We start from the raw sequence: 23630 nt of genomic DNA, 5'->3' as shown, positions 1-23630 counted from the left end.
CAACTTCAACCTCAAAATCGGCTATCCCGGGAAAACCAGCCATCTCAAAAAACGCCGGAACCTCAAGCAAGCCCTGGTCCATCTTTGTCATGGCAGCTTCGCTGACGGCCCTGCTCGGTGCCGCTGGCGCTGGCGCCTGGTTTTTGCGTCCCGAAGCTCAAATCGAGCGGCTAGTAAAATTGTCTGATCAGTACGTCGAGAAGGGCAATGCTGCGGCGGCCTGGACGGAGTTGCAGCATCTGAAGACGATTGATAGCTGGGCCGCAGACTATTACCAGGCCAAGTTCCTGCTGCGGTCGTCGTCCTCCGGCCAAGACCCGACACGGTTGCGCAGCGCTGCCGACATGCTGCGTCGCGCCTCAGCCGACCCATCCTATGGCGATCGCGCCCGCACCCTGCTTGCCGAACTTCTGGTCGGAAGTCCCGAACTGGCAAGGTCTCCGGACGAAGCCATTTTTGCCATGCGCGCCGCCGCCCGCAACGGCAACAAGCAGGCAAAACGGCTCCTGGCTGAAGACATGTTGAAGCGACCGGAAAGCGACAAGACAGAGGTTTTCAGCCTGCTTGAATCTGCGTCTGAAGCTGATGCACGGGCCGGGGAAATCCTGACCGGTCTGATTGAGGACCGCAAGCTGGAAAGCAGAAGCCCCTATCTGGTGGCCGACCTGCGCTATCGCGCCTTCATCAACAACCTGAAGGAAGCTGAAGCCGGCGCGGCAAGCGCCATGGTTGCGGTGGGCGATGCCTACCGCGATGGGGCGGGCGTCCGCCGGGACCTTTCGATGGCGGGCCTATGGTACGATCGCGCCGTGGCCCGCAACAGCAATGCCGCACGCTTGCGACAAATCGGATTGCTGCATCTGGACGGAAAGCCAGAGTCCGCCGCCAAGGCACACAAGCTGGCGCTGGAAGCTGCCAAGGCCGGCACATCCATCGGCGCCTTCACAGAACTGGCCCTGGATTTCAAGTACGGACGCGGCGTCACAGCCAATGCGCAGCAGGCTGAAAGCTATTTGCGCCTGGCCGCGGCAAAAGGCGCGGCCACAGCGCGATATGAACTGGCCGACACCTTGCTGAAACGCACGCCGGCACTCCCCGAATCGATCAATGAAGCCTTCCTGCTGCTTAATCAGGCCGCGCAGGGCGGCAATTCCGGGGCGGCGTGGCGGCTCTACGAGTTTCATGACAAGGGGATGCACGGGCTGACTCAGGATCGCCGTGTGGCCTTCAACTACCTCGTTCAGGCCGCACGCGCCGGCCGCTTGACGGCGCGAATCGAACTGGCGGTCCGGTATGACCGCGGTGACGAAGTGGTGGCAAAGAATGCGGTTGAGGCGTTCCGATGGGCGGCCAGCGCGGTGGAAGCTGGCGCGACGTCGCCGCGCATGCTGATCATTCTGGGCGATGCCTACGCCGCAGGCGAGGTCGTCCAGCAGGACCGCCTGCGCGCCAAGGGCTATCTTGAGGCCGCGGTCCGGCAGAATGACCCGCGCGCCATGCGCAAACTCGGCAATCTCCATTTCGAACTTCCGGAAGACAATGCGTCAGCGAAAGCCGTCAATTGGCTGAGACAGGCCGCCATACATGGCGAGACCTATGCTTATGTCGATCTGGGCAGGGCCTATGCCAGCGGTGCCGGCGTTCCGATCGACAGTGCCCGCGCTTTCGCCTATTTCGACCAGGCCGCCAAGGCCGGAAATCTCGATGGTCTGGTGGAAATGGGCAGAAGCTACGCCACCGGCTACGGTGTCAACAAGGACCCGGTGCTTGCGGCCGCAACCTTCCGCCGCGCCGCGGAGGCCGGCAGTGGCGAAGGGATGATCTTGCTATCCTATTGCTACGAAAGCGGTGACGGCGTTGATAAGTCGGTCACCGAAGCCCGATCCTGGGTTCAGCGCAGTGCGGCGATCAACAATCCTGAAGGGCTGTACTGGTACGGCGTATATCTGGTCGAGGGGCGCGGCGGCCCCAGCAACAGAAGCGAAGGCATTGCCTACCTTAACCGCGCCAAAGACGGAAACTTTAAGCCCGCCTCCGGTATATTGAGCCAGCTTTTGGGGAGCAGCGATGGCTCAACACCGCTCGATCCTGCGCCTAAACCCATATCTGCCTTCACGCCGACAGCGGCCGTTGCGAAGACGCGTGCAGCCGAGACTGTAATGCGTACTACCAGCCTGGCACCGACGGAAGAAACGAACGCACCCACAACCACAACCGAGACCACTACCCAGCCCGTCGCGGAAGCTGCGGCTGCGGTTTCACCGGTCGAGTAAGGCAGAAACGCAGCATGCAATTTAAGAACTCCGATCGTCTATTGGTGCCAAGCGCCGTCACGGCTGTCATCGCCGCGGTTTTGGTAGCGGCCTTGTGCCTTTTGTCCGTTGCGCGCCTGGCCAACCCCGGCCCGTATGTGAAAGCTGCGTTTGTCAGCGGTGCGTTGATCGGCGATGAAGCGGCCTACCCGACCTATGCCGGCCTTGGCCGAGTCCAGGCGGATTGCCAGCTTGCCGGCGATCTCTTGGCAGCCGGTTCGCAATTCGATCGTTACCTTTTGGCCCCGCAAATGCCATTTGACCGGGATCGCATACTCGGAACCTGTCAGATGAGCCGGGACCTTGCCTATAGGGGAAGCCGGCCGGAGATCGATCTGCGTCCGCTTACCAGCAATCCGGCAGGTCTGCGGGCATGGCTGAGGCTAAGCCTGGCGGTCGCTCCCATGTCCTTATGGCAAATCCTGATGCCGCTGATGGCCCTTGCTATCGGCGCAGGGCTTGGCTTCCTGCTCTGGCGTCGCAGAAGCGCGACCGTCACCGGGCTCGGCCTGCTGGGGCTGACTAGTCTGATGTCCGCCACCTTTTCCGCTATGAGCCCGTCGCTGGGGGTGGCCAGCCTGTTGTGGCCGCTGGCTGTTGCGGCCGCGCTCCTGCCGAAGAAGCTTTCCAAAACCACCATGGCGACCCTGAGCGCCGCGCTCGGAGCCAGCGCCGTCTTGTTCGACTACGGCTCCGGACTCGGTTTGACCGTCCTGATCTGTTACCTCTGCGGTCTCGCCACGCGCGATATGCCTCTACGAGACCTTTTGACTGCGGCGGCGGCCTATACTGTCGCGGCGTTGGCTCTCATCCTGCTCCTGGCCCTGGCGAATGTTCTGGTCCGCGGCCCGGCCGTGATTGACGGCCTCCGCTACATCAGCAATCAGTTCACCGACCTGGCCGTGGTCATAAGCAGTGGAGGTGGCGCCATCCCCCGTGCCGGAACGCGCGTTTGGGGTTGGGTGGCAGACACGGGCGGAGGATTTGCCCTGGCCGCCTACGCGCTTATCGCGTTGGTGGTATTTGGCGGCTGGGCAGCGCATCTGCGCACGGGTCAGGTTTTCGGTGCGACCGTTTTGCTGTCGGCCGGCCTTGCCATCGGATGGTGCCTGCTGAACTTTGACCGCATCTCCGGCGAACCCATGCAATTTCTGTCGGCACCTCTGCTTCTGGGCGGCCTCGCTCTCTTGTCCGTTCTCGTGGCCCTCCGTCCGGCCGTCTCTCTTAAACTGGAACCCGCGTCATGATCCCATCCAGAGTGTTTCGAATATTGAAACAGGTTAAGGTCCTGGCTCTGATGGCCATAGCTGCAGGTGCGTCGCCGGTTGGCGCTGCCCCGCCTGCTCCTGTACCCGCTGCAGCCTCGGCAAAGCCCTGGATCTGCCCGCAACTGGATCATGCGGACGCCTACACCAATGAAGGCTATCGCTTTATTCGGCAGGGCAAGGGGGAATGGCTATTCCGCACGGGCACCGACCTGACGCTGATGGCGCCGCTGTCGGCAGCCAATATCGACAACTTCGCGCGCCTGAGAAAACGGCTGGCGGATTCGGGTACCCGCCTCGTCATTTCCGTTTCACCGCCGCGCGGTGCCATCATGCGGCAGTTTATCGATCCCATTGGACTGCGCGGTGAACCCTTCTCGGCCGACGCGGCCATGTCGACCTATTTCACCATGGTCAAACGCCTGCGCGGCGTTGGCATCATGGCGCCCGACACAATACTGGCCGCGAACAATCCTGCCTTCACTCTGGAGGGCACGCCGAGGGAGTTTTATCTGTCGGGTGACCTGCATTGGACAGCCTATGGCGCCTTCGTGACCGCCAAGGCCCTCAAACAGGAAATGGCGAAAAATCCTGAGTTCGCCTCGCTTCCGCCAGGCCAGTTCGCGACGTCGCTTGTCGCGCCCAAGCTCACCGTTCAAACCATCCGCGAGGAGGCCTACAAGATCTGCAAAGTGCCCTACAACGGCGAAATGCGCGTCTTTTACGATACGGTCGCCGAAGCCGCGGATGATGCAGGGGGGCTGCTGGGCGACGGTGGACTACTTGACGATGCCGGAGTCGAGGTCGCCCTCGTCGGGACGAGTTTCAGTGTCGTGGAATACGCCAATTTTTCCGGCTTCCTGCGCCAGGAACTGGGTACGGAAGTCGCCAACTATGGCATAGCTGGCGGCGGGCTTTCGGCCTCGATTCTCTCCTATATGCTGTCGGAAGACTATGCTCAGGCCAAGCCCAAGTTCCTGATCTGGGAGATGCAATACCATAACCTCAAGGAGGTCGACGCCCTGCCGCTCATCATGGGCGCTGCTGATGGCGATTGCGGCGCCAAGGCGCTGATCGCCGGTAAGGAAACGCCGGTTAAGCTGGGACAGACGACGGCCTTTACCGTGCGGTCGGGCGATCGCCACCGCATAAAAGGGCCTGCGAACGCTGTGCTCGACTTCGGCGACAGTGATGCGCGGCGCTATCACCTGTATCTGACCTATACCGATGGCACAAAGGCGCGCTTTGACGTTGACGCAACGCGATGGTCACATCCCGCCAACAAGATCATCGTGCGCGTACCGCGCGACGGTGCGGACTTGGCCAGCATTTCCCTGGTACCGGATCAGCGTCTGAGCGGAAACGTTTCAGCGAGGATCTGCCGCGCTTCTCTCTAGGAATTCACATGAGAGCGGGAAGCGTTTTGATGGAGTCAAAACTCCGCTCTAAGTTTTTGTTTTGTCGCGCAGTTTATCCGAAAAGTGCAGCACACTTTGTCGGATTGCGCTCTAGCCGCTTGTCCGGCCTTCACTCCCGGCCTGGAACCTGCGGCATGCTCCGATCCCACATGTTTAGGCTGACGAGGCAGGTTGGCGCACTCGCACTGATTGTTCTGTACGCGGTGGCAATGCCCGCGCACAGCCAGGCGACAGACGGACCGGCGGTACCCGTCACCCCGGCGTGGAGCTGCCCGCAACTGGACGAGGCCAGGTTTTATTCCGACGACAGGTACCGCTACATCCGGCACGGCCAGGGGGAGTGGTTGTTTCGAACGCAAACCGACCTCACGGCCTTGCCGCCAGTGTCCGTGGCCGCTGTGGAGAACTTTGCCCGCCTGAATCGTCGCCTGGCCCTGTCTGGCACCCGACTCGTGATCAGCGTAATGCCCCCACGCGGGGCAACCATGCGGCAGTTCATCGATCTTGCGGGCCTTCGCGGACAACGGTTCTCGCCCGATGCCGCGATGTCGTTCTATGGTACCACGATCAAACGACTGCGTGGTGCCGGCATCGTGGCAACCGACCCGCTGTCGGCCGCGGGGAAATCCGGCTTCGTTCTGCCTGGTCATAGTCTGGAAGGCGCGTCCACTGAGTTTTACCTGTCGGGTGACCCGCGTTGGACCGCTTACGGCGCCTTTGTAACAGCCAGGGCGTTGCGGCAGGAAATCTCGAAAGACCCCCTGTTCAGCCGGCTCACGGCCAAGCGTTTCAAAACGATGCCGGCTCCGCGACAACCTGTCATTCAAGCCCTGCGTCAGGAAGCGCACAGGATTTGCAACAGCGCCTCCCCCAGGGAGATGGGTATTGTCTACGCTACCGTGGCAACGCAGACGACGGATGCAGGTGCCCCTTCGGCCAGGCCAGGCGCCGTGACCGAAACCCCCGCGCGTCCTTATCTCGCCGGCGGCGAGGTTGTCCTGGTCGGCACGGGCTCCAGTGTCTATGACGGTGCCAATTTTTCCGGCTTTCTTCGCGAGGAGTTGGCAACGGACGTCGCAAATCATGGCATTGCCGGCGGCGGCCTGTCGGCCTCGATACTGTCCTACCTTTCGTCCGAAGACTATGCCCGGACCAAACCCAAATTCCTGATCTGGGAAATGCAATATCATAATCTCCGCGAAGCTGACGACCTGCACCTGATTGTAGGTGCTGCTGACGGCGACTGTGGTAAAAATGCGCTGATCTCGGGAGCGGCAACGCCCGTTAAGCTTGGCCAGACGACCGCATTTAAGGTCGCATCGGCCGATTACAGTCGTATCAGAGGGCCGGTCAACGCCGTAATGGACTTTGGCAAAGCCAATATTCGGCGCTACCATTTCTACCTGAACTATAGCGACGGCACGAAAGACCGCTTTGACATTGACGCGACGCGCTGGTCACATCCTGCCAACAAGATCATCGTCCGCGTACCGCGCGATGGCACTGAACTGGTCGATATATCGCTGGTTCTCGATCAACGCATGACGGGAAAAGTTTCGGCGCGTATCTGCCGGGCGACGGCATAGACACTGTAGTACCAAGCCTCATAAAGAATGACGCTTGGTATTCCCTTTTTTCAGCTCAAGCGCCGCATGGCTCCTCGCGTAAGCTCGGGCGGGCAGTCGCCCTTGCCAATCCATGATGAGTCAAGGTCATCGTGGATTGGTATAACACCAAGCCTCATAAAGAATGGCGCTTGGTATTCCCTTTTTTTTCAGCTCAAGCGCCGGACTAGGCGCCCCCCATGGCTCCTCGCAAAAGCTCGGGCGCCCCGGAAACGTACACTGGCGCACTTGCCAACCCTTGATGAGTCAAGATTTTCGCGGGTTGGTATAACTACAGATCAACGCCGAACAGGACGGTAAGGTCTCCGCCCAGACGGTGAGCCACCATCGGTCGATAGGCCTGGAGCCAGGGCGCAAGACTGTCGTCCTTGAAACGGGCAAAGTAGGGCTCCATCCACGCCAGTTGGGTTTCCTTAAGCGTACCTTCAAGGTCCTGGGTTTCTCCGGCACGCCTGGCAATGAGTTCCGGATCGCGCAGAGCTGCGACAACCAGATCCACCAGACGGCGTAATGCACTGTCGTCACGGTCATAGGGATCGGGAACGCCATTGGCGATCAGCGATTCGGCCTGAAGCACGAGGGGACCAAGGGAAAAATTGTGATAATGCAACGCTTTGCTGCGGCGCTCCATCTCAAGAGGCAAGACCCCATCGGGCTCAATCTGGGCGCAGGCGCGTTCAAAACCCTCACTGGCCCATCTATAGGCCTTGCTGTCGTTCAGAACCGTCGCGGTGGCACACACAGCCCAGTTGGCCCAGTAGCGGTGATTGTTGCGCCGGCTCCTTTCGTCCGTCTTGCTTTCGAAATTGATCATCACCAATCTGTTGAGGCGCTCAAGCCAATCTGTAACCCGTTGGCGTGCATTGTCGCTTAGGTACGGATCGGCGCGAATCTTGAGCCAGGACGATGACAGACTGGCCAGGGCCCAGGTCTGAACCATGCGGCCCTGCTCGGTAACCCCTTTTTCAAGCGCTCCTGCTTCGGCCCAGCTCTCGAGCCAGGTAAGGGCACACAGGGCGATCTCGCTGGCGCGAGGTTGCGACTTGACATAGCGATCGGAGATCCGCGTCAGCGGGTTGTAAAAGCCGCTGACCTCCTTCAGCTTGGCCTGATAGTCGTCTTCCCGATCCGGGTCGACGATCGAAGAACGGGTGCCGGGTCGGTATTTGGACTCGTGGTCCAGGACGACAACGGGACGAGGTGCGCTGTCGCAGTCCAAATCCGTGGCGGGCTTGCCACGCCGGGCTCGTGCTGCGGCAACGTCAAACGGAGACTTGAGACCGGGAAACGCAAGCTCCGGCGTGCTGGCATCGTACCCTGTGTTGGCTGCTGACGCATACCTGCATCCGGCAACCCCGGGCAGCGCCAGGGCGCTCAATGCGACAAAGTCCCGGCGACGAAGCAACGACATTCTGACACCTCGTTCGAACGGGCCCCGCAAGGGTGCGCGACGCGAATCGGCCCGGCCCAACGCTCTGACCCAACCCGATTGTGCGTCGCACAATTTTGTGTCCGATTCGTGTCAGCTCTGGCGTCAATCTCCTTGCAACACAGACTGTCAGACGATGACAAAATCCGAGAAAGCGATCGCGGGGCCCCCGACAAGCCAGGCAAACTGAACCTGGGCTGCGGCGCCGCAACCGTCCTTGTCATAGTACAGCGCGCCCGTTGTCTGATCATAGACGATGCGATGATCATCTTGTGTTGCACTGGCACCCAGACCAAAAGACTCGGATGTCAGGGCTCCGACCGCCAAGGCGTCGAAAATCCGATGATCCAAAACGACCTGATCCCAGCGCGATTTGAAATCCGTGATTGTGTCGACATTTGTCGTCGCACACAGCTCGCCGTCGAAGACAAAGCGGTCGGCACCACCGCCACCGGTCAGTATGTCATGGCCAAGGCCACCCGCAATCTGGTTGGCTCCCGCGCCGCCGACAATCTTGTTGTTGAGATCGTTCCCCGTCGCCGACGCGGTATCGGCCGTTACCAGATAGAGATCTTCGATTCCGGACCAGATGGCATAACTGACCGAAGACTTGACGACGTCGTTGCCACCAACACCCGCTTCAACGATGACATCCGCCACGTTGTCAACCACGTAGGTGTCGTTGCCAGGTCCACCGACCATCAGGTCTGCGCCTTCGCCACCATCGAGGCTGTCGTTACCAGCGAAGCCGCGCAAAACATTGTCCTGCGCATTCCCCGTTAATCGGTTGTTCAATTCGTTGCCGAAACCCGAAATGGCAAAATCGGTCAAGGTCAGGTTTTCGACCTGCTTCGTCAACCTGTACGAGACGCTGCTGATGACAAGGTCGGTACCGGATTTCTCGAGTTCAACAACCTTGTCGCCGGCGCTATCGACATAGTAGATGTCATGTCCTCCCATGCCCTGCAGGGTGTCGGACCCTGCTCTACCGTCAAGGACATTATTGGCGCCATTTCCAATCAGGTTATTGCCATTCTTGTTCCCGATCGCGTCAATACTCGCTGTTCCCGTCAACCGCAAAATCTCTACATTGACAGGCAGAACATAGCTCACCGAGGCATGAATGGTGTCGGCTCCCTCACGAACAAACTCGACAACCAAGTCTCTGACATCGTCAACGATATAGGTGTCATTGCCGTCCCCGCCCCGCATGTCATCGCCAGCGTCACCGCCATTCAGTCGGTCATCTCCGGCCCCTCCATACAACTTGTCCGCGCCGCCATTGCCATTCAGAATGTCGTGCCCGTTCTGACCGAAGATGACATCATTTTCGAAACTGCCCCGAAGCACATCATTCCTCGCTGTGCCCCCCAGATCCACGCGCGTCGCGGGAGATGAGATATCGGCCAGGCCCGCCAGCCCTTGTCCGGCGGCGTGACTAAAATCCAGAGCGTAAAACGAGGCTTCGCCAACACCCGTCGACGTGGTTTCATTGGTGCCGAGGTAAACACCGCTCTTGAAATAGAATTTATCGTTGTTCCAGATGCTGTTTACAGTGGTCCTCGATGTGTATTCCCGACCGTCCGCATAGACGGTAACCGAAAGAATCCGGTTGCTGACAGTGATAGCATAAGAAAATTTTTCGCCGATATCGACGTCTGGCATCCCCCCATCAGAGTCGCAGAGGTAGAATTTTGTTTCACGGTTGTCCACACCGGCCTTGTCGTTGACAAAGTAAAGCGTACCATTGTCATAGTATAAACGGACCAGTTCCTCGTTCGCGCCGTGGATCTGACCGATCACAATCTTTCCCATGCTTCCGTCCGCCAGGGTCGGGCAGCGGTTTACTGACAGGGTCGCCGTCAGGCTGCCCCCTTGCTGCAAAGTCCAGGCTGCTTCTTTCCCGTTGGTCATTTCACGTAACTCAGCTCGGGCATATTTTGATCCCGAGGTTGTGGCTCCATCGGCCGTCGCCCGGAACACCATAGCGTTGTCAGGCGCCACATAAAAAAAACGATCATCGTTGAACCGGATCAGATCCTTTATCTCAATCGATCTGCCGTCATTGTCACCATCGGCGTCAATCGGCAGGGTCAATTTCCAACCGGTAAGGTCAAAGTATTCCGAGTTATAAGTCATCACCACACCCTTTACAGTTCAAGGCATTTTTGACCTACAACTTGTGTCTATTATAAGAATAATTAGCGTAAACAATCAATAATTTTACTGGAAAATAGAATCTTTATACTAATGGTAAATGAAGAATTAACCCTTTTTATTGACTACATGACGCTATCTCAAAATCTGAGTAAAAGCCTATTCATTTCGCAAACGCAATATATAAAATTTGCATCGCACCATCAATTTAACCGTTACTTACAATATTTTCTGGATTATCGCTCGACATTAGGTGTTATATGAAACGAAGAATATACGGAAAGGTAGACTAAACATGGCACACAGCCGGGGCACACCATACCACGGGAAAATGGTTGCTGAGACCGTCCTTTACACAGCTTCCGAATATTACAAGAATAAGCAGGAAAACAGACGCTATGCGTTTGAGGAGGAAGATAGATTCGACGACGCCTATGACGATTTCTATGGGCGAATCTGTGATGATGTTACTGATCAGGCCGAAGTGGTCATTGCGGCCAATCGCGATGGGGTTAAAAGTTTTCGTCACTTCGTCGAAAACAGCCGTCCAAACCTGGCCCCGATTGTGAGTTTTGAGACTACCCCTGATCTGGATGACGGCCAGTTCGCCATTTTTATACGCGATTCCTCATCGCACAACTGACGGCGTTTGCATCACGGGGCATCCCGCTCTACGATTCTGTTTTGTCGCGCAATTTATCCGAAAACGGGAACGCCCGTGCGGTGGCGTCCACTTTATCGGATTGCACTCTAGTGGGCCGTGCCGCTTTTGAGCAGGGTCTCCATCCAGTCCATGTCGTCGTCCGACAGCCCGAAATGGTGTCCGGCTTCGTGGATCAGTATGTGGGCGATCAGGTCTTCGAGTGTCACGCCGCCTTCTGCCCATTCGTCGAGGATCGGTCGGCGGAACAGGTGGATCATCGGCGGCATGTCACCGGTCAGGACCTCAAGCTCCGCTGGACGGCCGGTATAGAGACCGGTCAGTTCGAACGGATCCTCGATGCCCAACTCGCCCAACAGATCCTGAGACGGGAAATCTTCAACGACAAGTACGACGTCGCGCAGGTGGCGGTCGAAGGGGTGCGGCAGTTTCTTGAGCGTGGTGCGGGCGACAATCTCGATATCGTCGAGCGTCGGCGCCTCGCCATAGGATTTGATGGTCATTCGGCAGCGGTCTGCTTGGTGTCCGGGTGAACCTCGACCGGCTTTTCGCCGTCCCACACAACCCAGTACTGACCCAGCTTGCGCTTGCGGTCCAGGGCCTTGTCAACGGCGCGCTGGTGCACGCCCAGACTCCGGTTGGCGAAATCCGAAGCTTCGGTAACGTCACTGTTCATGTCGGGCTTGTCGTTCGAGGTCTTCATAAAGGTCCTGATCGAAAATCCTGAATACAGGCCCAGCCTGCTCGAAAACAAGAGCGATACGGTCGTCAGTGCTCACGCGGCAAACGCATCGATCAACCGCCATTCTATAGAAATAGAGCAGGTTGTGCAAACTGCGCGGGAAACGGCGTTGAATGTCGGCCTCAGGGATTGAATGACCGCCATGTGCAACGCGTTCCCTGACCCTGGCTATCGACAAATTGACCGACAATAACGCCAGATAGTGCAACTCCACCTGCCATCCTGCAGATCTCAGCCGGTTGATCAGACGCAGGTAGCCACGTCCGGAAAGCGTCGTTTCGAAGGCGAAATCTTCCCCCGATACGATACAGGCCTCGATCTTGTCCAGAAACAGCCGGCCGGCTGTGACTGCGACACGTTCCGGCTCCAGCGGCGATATCCCGGCCGCAATCATGTCGGCATTGAGAAAATTTCGGACACCTTCGCCTGGCAGGTACTCCAGCGCAAACGTCGTCTTGCCGGCACCATTGGGTCCCGCGATGAACATTTTACGTCTTTGGACACCGCGGCATCCGCTTACATTTCAAAATCGTCGGGAAGGCCGACCACATGGAAGCCGGAGTCGACGTGGACGACTTCGCCCGTGGTCGTCAGGCTGAGGTCCGAGGCCAGCCACAGGGCCGCGCCGGCGACGCCTTCCATGGCGGTGTCTTCCTTCATGAGCGAGAAGGCCTTGCCCTTAGCGTGCAGGGCACGACCGCCCGAGATGCCGGCCAGGCTAAGGGTACGCATGGCGCCGGCCGAGATGGCATTGACGCGGATGGCCTTGGGACCGAGGTCGCGGGCAATGTAGCGCGTCGAAGCCTCCAGGGCCGCCTTGGCCACGCCCATGGTGTTGTAGTTGGGAATGACGCGTTCGGATCCCAGATAGGTCATGGTGATCAGCGAACCGCCACTGGGCATCAGTTCGGCGGCGCGACGGGCGCTATCGACGAACGAAAACGCCGATACGTTCATGGCCAGAAGGAAGCCTTCGCGGGTCGTGTTCTCGACGAAGGAGCCCTGCAGTTCGTTCTTGTTGGCGAAGGCGACGGAGTGCACCAAAAAGTCGATATCGCCGTAGATCTCCTTCAACTGGGAAAAAGCGGTGTCCATCGAGGCATCACTGGTGACGTCGCATTCGATCAGGTGTTTGACGCCGATGGAGTCGGCCAGAGGCTGGACGCGGCGCAGCAGGCTTTCGCCAAGATAGGACAAGGCGATGTCTGCGCCTTGGGCCGCCAACTGGCAGGCAATGCCCCAGGCAATGGACTTGTCATTGGCCACGCCCATGATCAGGCCCTTCTTGCCCTTCATCAGGTCGCCCTTGGGGAAGTTCCAGTCATCGGCCATCGTCGTCGTCCTTTTGGAAAAGTCTTTGGCCGTTAAGAGCAAATTCCAGGTCCAAAGGCAAGCACCTACACGATGCCAGATTTACAGGTCTTCGCGGCTGAGGATGATCGACCCGTTGGTGCCGCCAAAGCCGAACGAGTTCGACATGGCCGTGCCGATGGGGCCGTCATGGCGCTTGCGCAGGATCGGCATGCCATCGAAGTCCGGATCGAGATTATCGATATGGGCGCTCTCGGCAGCAAAGTCGTTCTGCATCATCAGCAGGCAGTAGATGGCTTCCTGCGCACCGGCAGCCCCCAGGGAATGGCCGGTCAGCGACTTGGTCGAGGACACCATGGGACCGGTGTCGCCGAAGACGTTGCGGATCGCCCCCATCTCCTTGGCGTCGCCGACCGGGGTCGAGGTGCCGTGCGGATTAAGATAATCGATCTTGCGCCCCTTGGCCTCGGCCAGGGCCAGCTTCATGCAGCGTTCCGCCCCCTCGCCCGACGGCGCCACCATGTCGTAACCGTCGCTGTTGGCGGCATAACCGACGATTTCAGCAATGATGTTGGCGCCCCGCGCCTTGGCGTGTTCATAGTCTTCGACGACGACCAGACCGGCGCCGCCGGCGATGACAAAGCCGTCGCGGTCGCGGTCATAGGCGCGCGAGGCCACGGCCGGGCGGTCGTTGAAATTGCTCGACATGGCGCCCATGGCATCGAACATGTCCGACAGGGTCCAGTCCAGCTCTTCGGTGCCGCCGGCAAAGATCAGGTCCTGCTTGCCCATCTGAATCTGTTCGGCGGCCGCTCCGATGCAATGGACCGAAGTCGCACAGGCCGACGAGATCGAATAGTTGATGCCACGGATCTCGAACCAGGTGGCGAGCGTCGCGGATGGGCCCGATGACATGGCTTTCGGAACCGCGAAGGGCCCGATGCGCTTGGGCGAATTCTTTTCGCGCGTGATATCGGCGGCTTCGACGATGGCGCGGGTCGAAGGTCCGCCCGAGCCGAAGATGATGCCACTGCGTTCGTTGGAGATCTCGGACTTTTCCAGGCCGGCAGCGGCGATCGCCTGTTCCATGGCGATGTGGCCATAGGCCGTGCCGGGCGCCAGGAAGCGGGCAGCGCGGCGGTCGACCATCTTGGTCCAGTCGTCGATCTTCGGTGCGGCGTGCACCTGGCACTTGAAGCCCAGCCGGGCATAGTCCTCGGCCGCGACCACGCCCGAGCGTGCCTCGCGAAGGGACTGGGTCACCGCCTCGACACCGGTGCCGATGGAAGAAACAATTCCCATGCCTGAAATCACGACTCTACGCATGCCTACGTCCTTGCAGTCCCACCAACTCTCGCCAAACGGCCCTTTTTATGACGCGGACGGGTCTTTAGCCCAGGTCCTTGGCGTCGAACAATCCGACTCTCAGGCCCGACGCCGAATAGATAGGTTTGCCATCGGCTTCGACAACCCCGTCGCCGATTCCCATGATCAATTTGCCCGACATCACGCGCTTCATTTCGATCTTGTAGGTCACTTTCCTGACGTTTGACGTCACCTGGCCGGTAAACTTGACGTCACCCACCCCCAGGGCGCGACCACGACCGGCATTGCCGCGCCAGCCGAGATAGAAGCCGACCAGCTGCCACATGGCGTCCAGTCCCAGGCAGCCCGGCATGACCGGATCGCCGATAAAGTGGCAGCCGAAGAACCACAGGTCGGGACGAATATCCAGTTCGGCTTCGATATAGCCCTTGTTATGGCTGCCGCCATTGTCGGTGATCTCGATGATTCGGTCGAACATCAGCATCGGGGGCGCCGGCAGCTGGGCATTGCCGGGACCGAACATCTCCCCGCGGCCGCAGGCCAGCAAGGCTTCGTAGTCAAACGCGTTGGGGCGATCCGTCATACGTCAATAAGGCTCCATGGCGTGGCGTCGGCGCTCCCCGTAAGCGCGATCACGGTGTGTAACTTGAGTGGAGAGTGCGTTACACGACGCGGCGCCGGGGCTCAATCGTTTTTTACGCCGCCTTTTCCTGGGGCGTTTCCTATTCGTGCGCCGCCAAAGGATTGGGCCGGGCGCAGACGGCCGTGGTCTGAGTGCCCCAAAGAACGTTCCTGGGGGCCCAGCCGGTCTGGCCGCCGATGGAGATCTTGCACCAATCGTCCTTGCACTTTTCGACCTGCGCGACTGCGCGCGGCCGCACCATCGCCCTGATGTCGGCGTCCGACCTGGGCTCAGACTTCAGTTCCAGCTTCTGCGTTGGCGTAACGATGGTGCGCGACGACCGCAGCATCGACTTCTTGACCCAGGCAACCCCGCCCATCGGATCGCAGATTAATCGCCAGTCCCGCGTTTCGGAAATGATCTGTACCGGTACGCCGGCCTTGCGATAGGTCCACAACTTGCGATTATCGAGGCTGGGGCCGTTGCGGGCATTGATCTCGTTCTTGCCCAGCATGGCCCAGCGCGGCAGGGCGGCCTTGGAGGGGGTGTCATAGACCGCCGGCTCCGCCGCCTGCACAGGCGCGGCGGCCATCCCCAGGACAGCGAAACCTGTCACGCCGAAGCAAAAACGGCGCGCAAGGGCTTGAACTGACTGGGTCAACGCGTTTATGTCGGTGCGGTGAATATCGGACATGACTTTAAAGACGTGTTTGGCAGGACGAGTTAGGCAGGAAAGCGTGTTGGAGCGCCGGATCGGACGCCTGGTCGCGGATCATTCTTCGCCGGCAAGGTTCAGATTTGGTTAACCGAAGATAAATTGAGCCCCATGCCAAAGAGTGGCCTCCACTTTTTGGATCAACATGAGGCGTCAGGTAAAATTGAGCGACTGCGTCCGTATCCGTTGCTCTAGAGCGCAGTCCGATAAAGTGTGACGCACTTTTCGGATAAGTTGCGCGACACAACAAAAACTTAGAGCGGGGTTTTGAGTCCATCAAAACGCATACCGCTCTAGCCATTGAACAAAGCATCATCGCTTCCGCCGGTCTCGGGAAAGGATCGGTATCGGGTGCGAGGAAAAGAAACAAAAAAGGCTTTCATGAACTCTGGGAAACTTAAGGTGGTCCTCACCGTCAAGCTGCCCGAATCCGTGGAAACACGGATGCGGGAGCTGTTTAACACAACCTTGTGGTACGAGTTGGCGCAGATGCCGCGCGACACGCTGCTGCAGGCGGCCCAGGATTGCGACGTCCTGGTGACCTCGATCAACGACCGTATCGACGCCGAATTCTTTGATGCCGCACCGGAGCGGCTGAAGATGATCGCCAATTTCGGCGTCGGCTACGACCATATCGACGTGGTTAAGGGCACCGAAAAGGGCATCATCATCACCAATACGCCGGGCGTCCTGACCGAGGATACGGCGGAAATGACCATGGGCCTGATCCTGGCCGTGTCGCGGCGCTTCGTCGAAGGGGCCGAGGTCGTTCAGCGCGGTGAGTTCTCCGCCTGGTCGCCGACCTTCCTGCTGGGTCGCCGGGTTTATGGCAAACGGTTGGGGATCATCGGCATGGGCCGCATCGGTCAGGCGCTGGCCCGGCGCGCGCGGGCGTTCGGGATGAGCGTCCACTATCATAACCGCAAGCCGGTGTCGGCGCGGATCTCCGACGAATTGGGCGCCACCTACTGGGACGACCTGGACCAGATGTTGTCGCGAATGGACGTTATCTCCATAAACGCGCCGGGCGGGTCCTCGACCTATCACATGCTGAATGCCGAGCGGCTGGCGAAGTTGCAGCCGCACGCCATCCTGGTCAATACGGCGCGCGGCCAGATCGTCGACGAACAGGCCCTGGCGGCCATGCTGCGCGAAAAGCGCATCGGCGGCGTCGGACTGGACGTCTATGAGCGCGAGCCGGCGATCAATCCGGAGCTGATCGGGTTGCCGAACGCGATCCTTTTGCCACACATGGCGTCGTCGACGATCGAGGCGCGGACAGACATGGGTGACCGGGTGATCCTGAACGTTAAGACCTTCCAGGACGGCCACCGCCCGCCGGACAGGGTTATTCCGGCCATGCTCTGAGAGACTGTTTGCAAATGGGTCGGGTCGGCCTGCAAAGGGCCGTTTTCTGCGCTTCCGGTGCTCACGTACTCAAGTACGCTCCGCTCCGGTTCTCGAAACCAGCCCTTTTCGGCTCAACCCGACCCATTTTCAAATCAGTCTCTGAAGCAGCAAAAGTTTTTCACAGGATTCCATAAATAAGCACTTGCGCGCCGTTTGGCCTTAAGTCTATAAGGCGCGCCTCTCCGGCGGGTTCGCCCCGCGTTTACGGACATGAGCGGGCGTAGCTCAGCGGTAGAGCGCCACCTTGCCAAGGTGGATGTCGAGAGTTCGATCCTCTTCGCCCGCTCCAATTTTTCGTTTTCCCGTTGAACTGACCTTGTCCCAAGGATGCGTTCCGCCCCAAGATGGAACGCATACCAGAATTGGCTCGGGCCTGGAAAAAACCGCCTGCCTGGCCGTAAGTCTGCGCCCAAAAGCGAAAACGACGGTAGCGGGTTGCGTCAATCCGATCGCCACCAAAGGGAAGAAGCGCCGCGGAGTGTGCCATGTTTGGGTTCAGGGGCAGACCGAAGGGTGTTGTCGGCCCAGACTCAGGCAATAGGCCCGGCCCTGTCGTTTTTCTGCGCCCAGCGCTTTTCCTCCCCCCTCAGGCGGGCAGGAAAAATATTTGGATTTACAATGTCAAAGACCGTTGGATGTCCGGCGGGTGGAGACGGATACCACCGGACAAGATGTACATCTTCGCCTCTCATCATGGCGTTCTGCCGTCCAATTTAACGTCAGAGCGGGACAGGTCTGATTCAGCGACGCCTACTATTGTGCCGCTGACAGGTGGCTTAGGACCGAGGTATTGCGAAACGCGTAGGCGCTGTCTTCGGCGCCCAGCGGCTTGACCTCTTTTAGCCGGGTCAAGGTGCCGCCATCGCGGGTTTCGGTCTCGCGAATGCGCGACGGCTGATCGCCATCGACCCCGTCGCGCTCATAGATCACCGTCCAGTGGGTGGCATCGACAAAGCGCGCCACCAGGGTCTGGTCAGTGATCAGCTCGACCTTGCGGCCTTTGCGAAACATGGCCGAGGTCGCCTCGGCATCGCCAAACAGGGTCGTAGTCGTAATGTAGACGGTACCGGTTTGCGGGCCGTCATCGAAACTGGACAGGCGCGTCACCGTCGCCTTGTCCGGCGCCACCGACATATCGCTGACCATGGGTAAGCGAAAGGCCTGGTTGCTCTGATAGTCGCGATATTCCAGATAGCCTGTCCAGCGCCCGCTCAGCCCGGCCTGCAGCGTTTCAGGACGCGGCGCCGGTTGGGCCTGGCTGACGGTGGCCAGGCCGACCATCAGGGGAAGCGCCAGGCCCAGGGCGTGAATGGATCGGTAGGCGCGAGTAAGCATGACGGTCTCCCCAAGGGGCAGCCAGAAATTTTGCCCATGCCCGAGTTCTACGCCCGATGGCCGCGCCAAGATCAGTCGATGCCTGTCCAGGCCGAGTTTCGTGTCGGTGCAGGACGGCATCGGGCGAACCGAGTCTGTGGAACATGCCACGGCGAGGTCGATTGGGCGGAGTCTTTCAACATTCAGGCCGCCCGTCGGGTGACAAGGCAATTGTACACGCGCATAATGATACAATCGATTCCCGCTGCAGGCCTTACGTGACGACTCCACCGACCAAGATACAACGCATGAAAATGAGCGATATCGCGCAGATGGCGGGTGTATCGCTGTCATCCGTCTCGCGCGCCCTGGCAGGCAGCTCTTTGGTCCCGGAACCGCAGCGTCAGCGCATTCTGGACCTGGCTGAAGCGCATGGCTACACGGTGAACCAGGCCGCGCGCAACCTGCGCCTGCGAACGACGCAAACGGTTGGCCTGGTCCTGCCCATGGGTCACGAAACCGGCCAAAAGGTCACAGATCCCTTCCTGCTTGAGCTTATTGGTAATCTGTCGGAAGAGGTTTTTCACCGCGGCTATGATCTGCTGATATCAAAGAATCCGGCACCACAACCGGGTTGGCTGAAGTCCCTGGTGCAATCACATCGCTTTGACGCCATGCTGGTCCTGGGGCAAAGCGATCAACACGACAATATCAATGCCCTTGCGGCCACCTATGCGCCGATGGTGGTATGGGGCGAGCGACTGCTGCAACAGGCCTACTGCTCCGTGGGCGTGGATAATGTCCTGGGCGGCCGGATGGCCACCGAACACCTGCTGTCGCGGGGCCGGCGCCAGATCCTGTTTCTGGGGCCTGCTCCGGTGCCTGAAGTCGCCAGCCGGTTGCGAGGCTATGTCGACGCCCTGACCGAAGTCGGATTGCCACCGAAACCCAACCAGATCGTCGACGCGCACTTCACCTATGAGTCTGCCTATGAGACGGTTTGTGATCTGATGGCCAATCGCCGCAAGTTCGACGCGATCTTCGCGGCATCGGACGTCATTGCCGTGGCCGCCATCACGGCCTTGACCAAGGCGGGACGAACTGTGCCCGATGATGTGGCCGTATGCGGCTTCGACGACGTCGCCATGGCCCGCACCATGGCTCCGTCTCTGACAACCATCCGGCAGGATTTACGCATGGGCGCCCAGCTTATGGTTGACCTGCTGTTTCGCCGCATGAACGGCGAGAAAACGACCTCGGCCGTCATCCCCGCCAGCCTGATCGAACGGGCCTCGACCTAGCAGCCTGTCGGATTGGGCGTCACGCTTCTACATAAGCTATTGATTTTATAGACATTTAAATTCAGGGCCGAAACTACGATCTTGAATAAAATCAACGACTTAAGTTTTCAATCCGACAGACTGCTAGAGCGCAATCCGATAAAGTGCACCACACTTTATCGGATTGCGCTTTAATACTCGGCATTCAGCGCATTCAATCTTGCCCCCGCCGGATTGCGAAGCCGGTTGTAGAGCAATGCCCCAAACAGAGCCAGGGCCAATACCGTCGCCAGCATAAATCCGTAGCGCGCGTCGCCAAAGACGTCCGAAATCGCCCCCATCGCCAGGGGGGCCGCCACCGCGCTGACGCAGGTAAAGAACAGGATAACGCCCCCTGCCGCCCCGTGCTGGGCCTTGCGGAAACACGAAATCCCCTTGGAATTAATAGTCGGATACATGACCGACATGAACAACCCCGACAAGGGCAAAACATAGACGGCGACGGCCTGGCCACCGACCAGAGCGGCGACAAAACAGACCAAGATGGCGCCTGAACTGACCATCAAAACCTGGGTCCAGGCCAGTCGCGCCAGCATCCACGCCCCGAGGAACCGGCCTGCGGCGCGCAGGACAAAGAATATGGTCAGGGCATAGACCGCCAGCCACGCCGCGGGCCCTTCATACCCGGCAAGCAGGGTCGGCATCCAGACATAGATGGCTGTTTCGACGCCGACATACAGCATGGCAAGCCCGGAAAATGACAGGGCATACGGGTCCTTCATGAGGGCCAGGACGCTGGTCAGGCTGACACCCGGTGCGGGCTTCGCCTGTCGCGCCGGATAGCGGACAAGGAAGGCCGTCAAAATTAACAGGGCGCACAGCACGCCGGCGATCACATACAGCCATTTCCACGACGCACCCGTGATCAGCAGCTGGGTAACGATCAAAGGCCCCAAAATGGCACCGACGCCGAAAAAGCCTTCGACGGCATTCATAACGCGGGTGTGGCTCTCGGTCGAGGTCGAAATGTCACCGATCAGCGCCAACGCCCCGGTCTTGAAGATCCCAATGGCCAGGCCCGACACGAACAGGAGAGCGGCGAAAAACAGAAAGTCGTCGCCCACGGCAAACAGGAAGGAGTTGAGCGCGAACAGTGTCAGGCCCAGAATTATAGTCCACTTGCGTCCCATATGGTCGGCCAGAAACCCCAGGCCAAGTCCCGCCAGGGCGATACCGGCCATGGTGGCATAGTGGAAGGCCCCAGCCTGAGTCATGGTCAGGCCGTATTGCCGGATGACCTCAGGAATGATGACGCCGACCGCATCCGTCGTCATGGCGAACATCATGAACATCAGATAGGTCAGGCCGGTGATAAGCACCAGGTTCGCAGGTCGGACAGCGGCAGTCATGGGACGCGCTCCAGGGAAAAAAAAGGGGGCCGGCGTAGGGAAGGTCCGCCGGCCCGGGACCGTGAGGCTTGAGGATACAGCCGTCACGGCTCGGGAATCGACTGTATCAGAATCGATACTTCAAGGTCACCGTCGTTGTCCGGCCATTGATGGCGCGCGCCCGGACATAGTTGGTGGCGTTGGCGGTGATCGCCCCTTCTTCGACTTCGGTGATCCCAAGCACATCAAAGGCGTTGTTGATATTCAAGGACGCCGTCAGCGCTTCGGTCAGGTCATAATCGGCGAACAGGTTGGTCTGGATGTAGCCAGGCATGACCAACTGATTGTCGTCCTGAGCATAGGCATCGGTCGTTCCGACGAAATTGGCCCCCACTTCCAGACGGTCGAAGTTGTAGGACGGGGTCACCTGGAAGACCCATTCGGCCTGGCGGCGCGGACGGTTGCCAACCTGGGCTGCGTTCAGGGCGTCCTTCGATATCTCGGCCCGGGTGTAGGTAGCTCCGCCGCTCACATGGAAATTGCCATTGCGGTAGGCGCCTTCCAGTTCGATGCCGCTGGCCTTGTAGACACGATCGAAGAATTTCTGCGATGTGGCTTCGAAATTCTGCTCTTCGGTCTCGGCAGCGAACGCAGTGACGAACAGGCTGGTTGAACCATTGCGATACTTGACGCCGACTTCAAGCTGCTTGACGAAATCGACCGCGTCTTCCTTTGCGACCGATCCGTCAGTTTCATTGATCTTGCCGAACAGAAGGCGGTCTGCGTTGGCCCGCGCGCCGTTCGAGTAGCGGCCAAAATAGGACAGATTGCTGCTCAGCCGGTAGTTGGCACCCAAGGAGTAGGAGGTGTAGTTCCAGTCATAATTGACCGGCTTGGGCGCAGCATAGTTGATGAACGAAACGCTGGTCTCCGGGTTCTGGATCGTGCCATCACCGTTGACGTCGAAACTTGCCATCTGAGTGCTGTAGGCAAAGTTACCGCGTGCCTTGCCGCTGTCCTGACGGACCGAGCCTTCGACGGTCAGCTTGCCGAACTGGGCGTTGACCATCACATAGGGCGCGACGATATCGTACTGGACGTCATAGTGTCGGGTGCAGCAGTTTCCCCACAGCGGGACGCCGTAGGCGTAGAGACCGTTCTGCGACAGATTGGTGTTACCATTGTAGAGGTTCAGCGGCCGCGCATTGTCGCCTGCCACCTCCATGGCATAGCTGTTCCAGATCCAGTCCATGTCAATCGTCTGAGACGAATTGTACAGACCGAAGGTCATGTCGACAGGTACGTCACCGGCATCAAACGTCTTGGACAGTTTGAGATCGCTTGCGGCGTTGTCCAGGCTGTTCAGCCGTGTGTTGAACGTATGAACGATCATGGCCAGCCCGGTATAGGTTGTTCCGGCACCAGGTCCGCTGGCGACGACCAGGCGCGTGCCCGACGTCCCCTTGGCGCCATTGATGGCGGAGACAATCGCTGCGTCCGAGCCGACCTGGGCAGGGAAAAGCGAGGCAAAATTGGCTTCGGTATCTGCCACCCGGAACTTACCGTTCAACGCCCAGCCGTTGCCGAGGTCGAAACTTGCCGCACCATTGAACACCAGACTCTTGGGGGCCATACCGTCACGGATATCGGTCACAGATCGGTTGTTGCGCCCGTCCAGGCCGGCATCCTGAAGGAAATAGGCCGAATGAATGGTGTCGGCCCTGGCGTCGAGCCCGGGCGCCGAGGACCAGGTGGGATCACTGTTGGTGCCCGTGACCTTCATGGGCATGGGCAGGTAGCCGATCGATTTGTCGTTGAGATACTTGACACCAACGCGAATGAAACCGTTGTCAAACTTGCGCGTCAGGTTGGCCTTGATCTGGCCGCCCTGGTTGGCGGTATAGCCCGCTGTGCGTGGACCTTCGCCTGACCGATAGAAGCCGCCGACATGAAAATCGATCGCTTCGGTCAAGGGGCCGCCAAATTCGAAATCACCGCGCGTCTGGCCAAAATCGACACCCTGCGTCAATTGCAGCGTGCCCCCGGGCCGCGAGCCGTCTTTTGAAATAACATTGATGATGCCGCCCGGCGAGTTGGAGGCCAGGGTTGAGGCTGTGCCGCCGCGGATGGCTTCGATGCGCCCCGCGGTCAGGTCGGTGCGCAGGAAGATATCAGCATTGCCAAAGGCAATATCACCAAACTCCAGAACCGGCAGGCCGTCTTCCTGCAATTGCAGGAACTTCGCGCCACCGGCAGCCACGGGCAGACCGCGGACGGCAATATTGGCGTTGCCTTCGCCGCCGGTGGATTCGGAACGAACGCCCGGAATATTGCGGAAAACCTCGGCCGTCGAACGCGGCGCGAACTTCTGCAGTTCGTCAATCTGTACCGAACTGACCGAAATAGAGGTGCTCAGCTTGTTGGTGCCCTTGGAAACGCCGGTCACAATCACTTCAGTGACATCTTCTCGTGCTGGCTCCTGCGCTGGAACAGCATCTTGCGCACGACCTGCGGACGCCAGGGACATGAGGATGGCGACCGACGCCCCCGCCATCAGAAGTTTACGCGTGCAGTCAGAGTGAAGGCTCATCTGTTTATCTCCCGGTTGGCGCGTTGCGCAGATATTCTTATTGAATTTTCCGGCGGTGGAATCGC

19 protein-coding genes and 1 tRNA gene are annotated in these 23630 nt (G+C 59.2%); 8 read left to right on the top strand and 12 right to left on the bottom strand.

Translation table 11 applies throughout. From position 1 onward, the window contains the following. The first annotated feature begins 89 nt into the window (after positions 1-89). The 4 genes from ABAC402_RS35435 to ABAC402_RS35420 all read left to right on the top strand — a co-directional run bounded on the left by ABAC402_RS35435 (position 90) and on the right by ABAC402_RS35420 (position 6581). Positions 90-2273, top strand: coding sequence for a tetratricopeptide repeat protein (locus ABAC402_RS35435; protein ID WP_023450624.1), 2184 nt, complete (start codon positions 90-92; stop codon positions 2271-2273). 14 nt (positions 2274-2287) lie between these two features. After that, positions 2288-3559, top strand: a complete 1272-nt coding sequence (locus tag ABAC402_RS35430) for a hypothetical protein (protein ID WP_031235875.1) — start codon at positions 2288-2290, stop codon at positions 3557-3559. Then, the gene (locus ABAC402_RS35425; protein ID WP_082180017.1) at positions 3556-4974 is read left to right on the top strand and encodes a hypothetical protein; all 1419 of its coding nucleotides are present in this window, start codon (positions 3556-3558) and stop codon (positions 4972-4974) included. Before ABAC402_RS35430 ends, ABAC402_RS35425 begins: the two co-directional genes overlap by 4 nt. Positions 4975-5204: 230 nt before the next feature. Continuing rightward, positions 5205-6581 (top strand): hypothetical protein, encoded by a 1377-nt coding sequence (locus tag ABAC402_RS35420; RefSeq protein WP_023450621.1) that lies wholly within the window; start codon positions 5205-5207, stop codon positions 6579-6581. Between the two features lie 310 nt (positions 6582-6891). On the opposite strand, the gene ABAC402_RS35415 is transcribed toward ABAC402_RS35420, so the two are convergent. Next, entirely contained in the window at positions 6892-8031 is a 1140-nt protein-coding gene (locus ABAC402_RS35415) for an alginate lyase family protein (RefSeq protein ID WP_082180015.1), read from the bottom strand. 147 nt (positions 8032-8178) lie between these two features. Then, entirely contained in the window at positions 8179-10188 is a 2010-nt protein-coding gene (locus tag ABAC402_RS39390; RefSeq protein ID WP_023450619.1) for a polysaccharide lyase family 7 protein, read from the bottom strand. A 313-nt stretch (positions 10189-10501) separates the two neighbouring features. Here ABAC402_RS39390 and ABAC402_RS35405 point away from each other — a divergent pair, with 313 nt between their 5' ends. After that, positions 10502-10849, top strand: a complete 348-nt coding sequence (locus ABAC402_RS35405; RefSeq protein WP_155847445.1) for a hypothetical protein — start codon at positions 10502-10504, stop codon at positions 10847-10849. Between the two features lie 107 nt (positions 10850-10956). On the opposite strand, the gene ABAC402_RS35400 is transcribed toward ABAC402_RS35405, so the two are convergent. The 7 genes from ABAC402_RS35400 to ABAC402_RS35375 all read right to left on the bottom strand — a co-directional run bounded on the left by ABAC402_RS35400 (position 10957) and on the right by ABAC402_RS35375 (position 15562). Then, entirely contained in the window at positions 10957-11370 is a 414-nt protein-coding gene (locus ABAC402_RS35400) for a metallopeptidase family protein (protein ID WP_023450617.1), read from the bottom strand. After that, on the bottom strand, positions 11367-11543 hold the full coding sequence (locus ABAC402_RS40580; RefSeq protein WP_023450616.1) for a hypothetical protein: 177 nt from the start codon (positions 11541-11543) through the stop codon (positions 11367-11369). The genes ABAC402_RS35400 and ABAC402_RS40580 overlap by 4 nt, the downstream gene beginning before the upstream one ends. Beyond that, a complete protein-coding gene (locus tag ABAC402_RS35395; RefSeq protein ID WP_023450615.1) occupies positions 11533-12096 on the bottom strand; it encodes a hypothetical protein in 564 nt (187 codons plus the stop codon). The genes ABAC402_RS40580 and ABAC402_RS35395 overlap by 11 nt, the downstream gene beginning before the upstream one ends. A 29-nt stretch (positions 12097-12125) precedes the next feature. Then, a complete protein-coding gene (locus ABAC402_RS35390; protein ID WP_023450614.1) occupies positions 12126-12941 on the bottom strand; it encodes an enoyl-ACP reductase in 816 nt (271 codons plus the stop codon). Between the two features lie 81 nt (positions 12942-13022). Continuing rightward, positions 13023-14246 carry a beta-ketoacyl-ACP synthase I gene (gene fabB / locus ABAC402_RS35385; protein WP_031235870.1) on the bottom strand — a complete coding sequence of 408 codons (1224 nt, stop codon included), beginning with the start codon at positions 14244-14246 and terminating at the stop codon, positions 13023-13025. A 64-nt stretch (positions 14247-14310) separates the two neighbouring features. Next, entirely contained in the window at positions 14311-14829 is a 519-nt protein-coding gene (gene fabA, locus ABAC402_RS35380) for a 3-hydroxyacyl-[acyl-carrier-protein] dehydratase FabA (protein WP_023450612.1), read from the bottom strand. 139 nt (positions 14830-14968) lie between these two features. Then, positions 14969-15562 (bottom strand): SH3 domain-containing protein, encoded by a 594-nt coding sequence (locus ABAC402_RS35375; protein ID WP_023450611.1) that lies wholly within the window; start codon positions 15560-15562, stop codon positions 14969-14971. Between the two features lie 402 nt (positions 15563-15964). Here ABAC402_RS35375 and ABAC402_RS35370 point away from each other — a divergent pair, with 402 nt between their 5' ends. Together ABAC402_RS35370 and ABAC402_RS35365 are read left to right on the top strand one after the other, a co-directional pair. Next, positions 15965-16951 carry a D-glycerate dehydrogenase gene (locus tag ABAC402_RS35370; protein ID WP_023450610.1) on the top strand — a complete coding sequence of 329 codons (987 nt, stop codon included), beginning with the start codon at positions 15965-15967 and terminating at the stop codon, positions 16949-16951. Positions 16952-17207: 256 nt separating this feature from the next. Continuing rightward, positions 17208-17282: transfer RNA gene (locus ABAC402_RS35365), tRNA-Gly, on the top strand. A gap of 464 nt (positions 17283-17746) precedes the next feature. Here the strand turns inward: ABAC402_RS35365 and ABAC402_RS35360 are convergent. After that, a complete protein-coding gene (locus ABAC402_RS35360) occupies positions 17747-18328 on the bottom strand; it encodes a hypothetical protein (RefSeq protein WP_023450609.1) in 582 nt (193 codons plus the stop codon). Positions 18329-18621: 293 nt separating this feature from the next. Between ABAC402_RS35360 and ABAC402_RS35355 the strand changes: the two genes are divergently transcribed. Further along, complete coding sequence (locus ABAC402_RS35355; RefSeq protein ID WP_031235869.1) at positions 18622-19608, top strand: LacI family DNA-binding transcriptional regulator; 987 nt, start codon at positions 18622-18624, stop codon at positions 19606-19608. Positions 19609-19778: 170 nt separating this feature from the next. On the opposite strand, the gene ABAC402_RS35350 is transcribed toward ABAC402_RS35355, so the two are convergent. Both ABAC402_RS35350 and ABAC402_RS35345 read right to left on the bottom strand, forming a co-directional pair. Further along, a complete protein-coding gene (locus tag ABAC402_RS35350) occupies positions 19779-20996 on the bottom strand; it encodes an MFS transporter (protein WP_023450607.1) in 1218 nt (405 codons plus the stop codon). Positions 20997-21102: 106 nt separating this feature from the next. Continuing rightward, a complete protein-coding gene (locus ABAC402_RS35345) occupies positions 21103-23565 on the bottom strand; it encodes a TonB-dependent receptor domain-containing protein (RefSeq protein ID WP_031235868.1) in 2463 nt (820 codons plus the stop codon). Positions 23566-23630 lie beyond the last annotated feature (65 nt).

Origin of the sequence: Asticcacaulis sp. AC402 (assembly GCF_000495835.1) — a bacterium.
Classification (GTDB): Bacteria; Pseudomonadota; Alphaproteobacteria; order Caulobacterales; family Caulobacteraceae; genus Asticcacaulis.
The sequence above is the reverse complement of the archived record's forward strand: the minus strand, read 5'-3'. Positions and strand labels throughout refer to the sequence as shown.

Coding starts and splice junctions, on each gene's coding strand:
- ABAC402_RS35370 (WP_023450610.1), top strand. CDS start 15,965: ATGAACTCTGGGAAACTTAAGGTGGTCCTCACCGTCAAGCTGCCCGAA.
- ABAC402_RS35415 (WP_082180015.1), bottom strand. CDS start 8,031: ATGTCGTTGCTTCGTCGCCGGGACTTTGTCGCATTGAGCGCCCTGGCG.
- ABAC402_RS35350 (WP_023450607.1), bottom strand. CDS start 20,996: ATGACTGCCGCTGTCCGACCTGCGAACCTGGTGCTTATCACCGGCCTG.
- ABAC402_RS35360 (WP_023450609.1), bottom strand. CDS start 18,328: ATGCTTACTCGCGCCTACCGATCCATTCACGCCCTGGGCCTGGCGCTT.
- ABAC402_RS39390 (WP_023450619.1), bottom strand. CDS start 10,188: ATGACTTATAACTCGGAATACTTTGACCTTACCGGTTGGAAATTGACC.
- ABAC402_RS35345 (WP_031235868.1), bottom strand. CDS start 23,565: ATGAGCCTTCACTCTGACTGCACGCGTAAACTTCTGATGGCGGGGGCG.
- ABAC402_RS35375 (WP_023450611.1), bottom strand. CDS start 15,562: ATGTCCGATATTCACCGCACCGACATAAACGCGTTGACCCAGTCAGTT.
- fabA (WP_023450612.1), bottom strand. CDS start 14,829: ATGACGGATCGCCCCAACGCGTTTGACTACGAAGCCTTGCTGGCCTGC.
- ABAC402_RS35390 (WP_023450614.1), bottom strand. CDS start 12,941: ATGGCCGATGACTGGAACTTCCCCAAGGGCGACCTGATGAAGGGCAAG.
- ABAC402_RS35435 (WP_023450624.1), top strand. CDS start 90: ATGGCAGCTTCGCTGACGGCCCTGCTCGGTGCCGCTGGCGCTGGCGCC.
- fabB (WP_031235870.1), bottom strand. CDS start 14,246: ATGCGTAGAGTCGTGATTTCAGGCATGGGAATTGTTTCTTCCATCGGC.
- ABAC402_RS35405 (WP_155847445.1), top strand. CDS start 10,502: ATGGCACACAGCCGGGGCACACCATACCACGGGAAAATGGTTGCTGAG.
- ABAC402_RS35355 (WP_031235869.1), top strand. CDS start 18,622: ATGAGCGATATCGCGCAGATGGCGGGTGTATCGCTGTCATCCGTCTCG.
- ABAC402_RS35430 (WP_031235875.1), top strand. CDS start 2,288: ATGCAATTTAAGAACTCCGATCGTCTATTGGTGCCAAGCGCCGTCACG.
- ABAC402_RS35400 (WP_023450617.1), bottom strand. CDS start 11,370: ATGACCATCAAATCCTATGGCGAGGCGCCGACGCTCGACGATATCGAG.
- ABAC402_RS35395 (WP_023450615.1), bottom strand. CDS start 12,096: ATGTTCATCGCGGGACCCAATGGTGCCGGCAAGACGACGTTTGCGCTG.
- ABAC402_RS35425 (WP_082180017.1), top strand. CDS start 3,556: ATGATCCCATCCAGAGTGTTTCGAATATTGAAACAGGTTAAGGTCCTG.
- ABAC402_RS35420 (WP_023450621.1), top strand. CDS start 5,205: ATGCCCGCGCACAGCCAGGCGACAGACGGACCGGCGGTACCCGTCACC.
- ABAC402_RS40580 (WP_023450616.1), bottom strand. CDS start 11,543: ATGAACAGTGACGTTACCGAAGCTTCGGATTTCGCCAACCGGAGTCTG.